The sequence below is a fragment of the Halomonas sp. 3D7M genome (assembly GCF_014897885.1).
Classification (GTDB): Bacteria; Pseudomonadota; Gammaproteobacteria; order Pseudomonadales; family Halomonadaceae; genus Vreelandella.
In genome coordinates, this window is the sequence record NZ_JABUZF010000277.1 from 10,841 (window position 1) to 13,657 (window position 2,817).

Annotated in this window: 3 protein-coding genes; 2 read left to right on the forward strand and 1 reads right to left on the reverse strand. The window is 52.3% G+C overall.

What is annotated here, in order from left to right; genetic code table 11:
- Window positions 1-186 precede the first annotated feature (186 nt).
- A complete protein-coding gene (locus tag INT22_RS19870; protein WP_193068786.1) occupies window positions 187-1,407 on the forward strand; it encodes a YbfB/YjiJ family MFS transporter in 1,221 nt (406 codons plus the stop codon).
- Window positions 1,407-2,009: a glutathione S-transferase N-terminal domain-containing protein gene (locus INT22_RS19875; protein ID WP_193068787.1), complete on the forward strand. Its 603-nt coding sequence runs from the start codon at window positions 1,407-1,409 to the stop codon at window positions 2,007-2,009. The genes INT22_RS19870 and INT22_RS19875 overlap by 1 nt, the downstream gene beginning before the upstream one ends.
- 126 nt (window positions 2,010-2,135) lie before the next feature.
- Here the strand turns inward: INT22_RS19875 and INT22_RS19880 are convergent.
- On the reverse strand, window positions 2,136-2,817 hold a 682-nt coding region (locus INT22_RS19880; protein ID WP_226912964.1), incomplete at its 5' end, for an NAD(P)H-dependent oxidoreductase.

Below are 2,817 nucleotides of genomic sequence, written 5' to 3' on the forward strand. Positions count from 1 at the left end.
CATTCTTATCTCCCTTAAGCGACCACCGTCTCAAAAAGCATCTCAATAGCCATCTTAAGGGCTATCTCAAAAAAAGATAGAGGCTATCACTATAAATCGTTTCTAAAGAATTGTTGGTATGCGTAAGCTACTGGTAAATACGCCTGTTGCCAATCTTGCCGCACAGCGATTTAGTAAGGATACGACATGATCAATAGCAAAGACTTGCCTGCTCTGATGACCGGTGTGATGGCCACCTTGGCAGGAATAGGCATTGCCCGTTTTGCCTACACACCGCTATTACCGGCGCTGATTCAAGAAGGGTGGTTCAGTGCCAGCCAAGGAGCTTATCTTGGGGCTGCTAATCTTCTCGGCTACTTTATTGGTGCGCTGTCTGCTCACGCTCTGAGTGAGCGTTTTTCTGTCCGCGCGGTGATGGGGGCAAGTTTCGTAGCGATCGCACTGAGCTTTTTCCTCTGTGCGGGGGCGGGCAGTTTTAGCTGGTTTTTCTTTTGGCGATTAGTCTCAGGTATTGCTGGCGCCATTCTCATGGTGGTTGGCCCATCGTTGGCTCTGTCGACCACGCCTCCGGAAAGGCGGACGAGTGTCGGTGCCCTGGTATTCACTGGCATTGGCTTTGGTGCACTGCTTTCAGCATCGGTGGTGCCAGTGCTTCTGGAGTTAAGCCTAACGGTTACCTGGGCAACGCTGGGCCTGCTCTGTATTGCTGCTGCTCTGGTATGTGACTGGGGCGTTACTCAGCTATCCTCACCGCCGGTGGCTAGCCAGGAAAAGTCAACAAGCCAGACCAGGTATGCAGGAATAAATGCCGCTGTGCTACTGGTGATCGGGGCGTATGCCCTGGACGCCGTCGGGTTTGTTCCACATACCGTATTTTGGGTGGATTATCTCGCCAGAGAAAATGCCTTAGGGCATCAAGCGGCTTCTCTACAGTGGGGCATTTTCGGCTTGGGCGCTGTGTGCGGGCCACTGGTAGTAGGAACGTTGGCGCGAAAAGTGGGCTGGCACCATGGTTTAACCCTCGCTTTTTTAGCTAAGGCTGCCGCTGTGTCCCTACCAGTATTTTCACTCGCATTGCTTAGTCAGTCAGTTTCCTCGTTTGTGGTAGGCGCGATGATCCCAGGTATTGTTGCGCTGACGTCTGGGCGACTGGCCGAATTGGTCGGCCCTACCGCCCACAAAAAGCTCTGGGGACAAGCGACTGCCGCTTTCGCTGCAGCTCAAGCGTTTGCTGGCTACGCGATGTCGGCGCTCTATGTAGCCTGGGGCACTTATTCACCGCTATTTGCGATTAGCAGCCTGGTGTTGGTAGGCGGCTTTGTACTGGTGCTGCTGAGCCGAAGCCAACAGCAGCGTCACGCCCCTCTCTCTACTGTTCCTCTCTCCAATAAGAACCGGAGGCCATAATGCAGCTTTTTCTTAACGCAACGTCACCCTATGCGCGCCTAGCGCGGATCATCTTACTTGAGAAGGGGCTGGTGGATGACGTGACATTGCGCTGGTGCGACCCTTGGGCAGATGACCAAGCGCTGCTAGAGGTTAATCCCGCCGGGAGAATTCCAGCGCTAGTGACAGACGAAGGAACGACACTTAGCGAGTCAATGTTGATTGCTGTTTATCTTGATAGCGTCAGCTCTCACTCGTTTATGATTCCCCAAGCCCGATTAGCGAATGTAATGCATCTGGCCGGGCTTGGTCAGAACCTGATGGATGTTGCGTTTACGACCGTTATCGCCAGAAAGCACTATGGCGCTGAGATTGATCACAGTGAGCTTGGGCGAAGGCGCCAGCGAGCCATGCAACGAATAGTGGAGCAACTGGACAGTGAACTCCACGAAAGTCAGTTGGCGCCGTCGATGACGCTTGGTGAAATCGCCTGCGCGGTTGCGCTAGAGTACGTGGCCTTCAGATTGCCAGAAGTGCACTGGAAGGAAGCGTACCCACAGCTCAAAGCATGGCATGCCACAGTAATTGACAGGGATAGTTTTCAGCAGACTGCATTTGTGTAGTGAGAGAGTCAGAAGGGGGAGGCCATGATGTGTTGCGCCTTCCCCCTCGACTCCAAAGTTACATGTGTTAGTAATGCTATATAGTTAAGCGTCCTTGTATTTATGGTCTTGATTTCTACCGCTCGGCTAATTGTCGATGTGAATGGTCAGCCCCTTTTTTCCAGCAGCGATATGATCGGCGAGGATGTTAAATTGATACTCTCCACCATTTTGGCGCCGGAAGGGAATAGGTGATTCATTAAAGAGATGATTGAGGCGAAGGTGCCAAGTGGCGAGTTCTTTCTCTACGTTAGCTTTTGAAAGCTTGCCGCTGCCATACACGGCATGGGTGGGAAGTACATCCAAGCCGGGAAAAAAGAGAGCGCCGTGGGTGATGGGAAATAATAACTCCTCCAAGGGGCCATTAATGCCACGGGGCGAATAGTCCTCCTCTGGTCCCCCCACCATTACTGAAAGTAGGGCTCGTTTGCCTTTGAGAATACCGTCCCCATAGCGATACCGGTTACCTTCGCCTTTGTATCCGTAGGCGAATCCGTAGGCATACACTCGATCTATCCAGCCTTTGAGAATGGCGGGCATACCAAACCACCAAAGAGGGAAATGAAATATGACTGCATCGGCGGCAAGCAGCTTGTCTTGCTCTGCGGCAACATCCAACGTCTGTTGGTGATTGGTATAAGCGTGCTGCGACTCTTGGATAAAATCTAGCCGGTCTTGGTTTATACGGTTGGGGAAATCCTGCTCATCAAAAGTCGCCTTCCAACCCATGCCATATAGGTCTGATTGCAGCACGACATGGCCTTGTTGT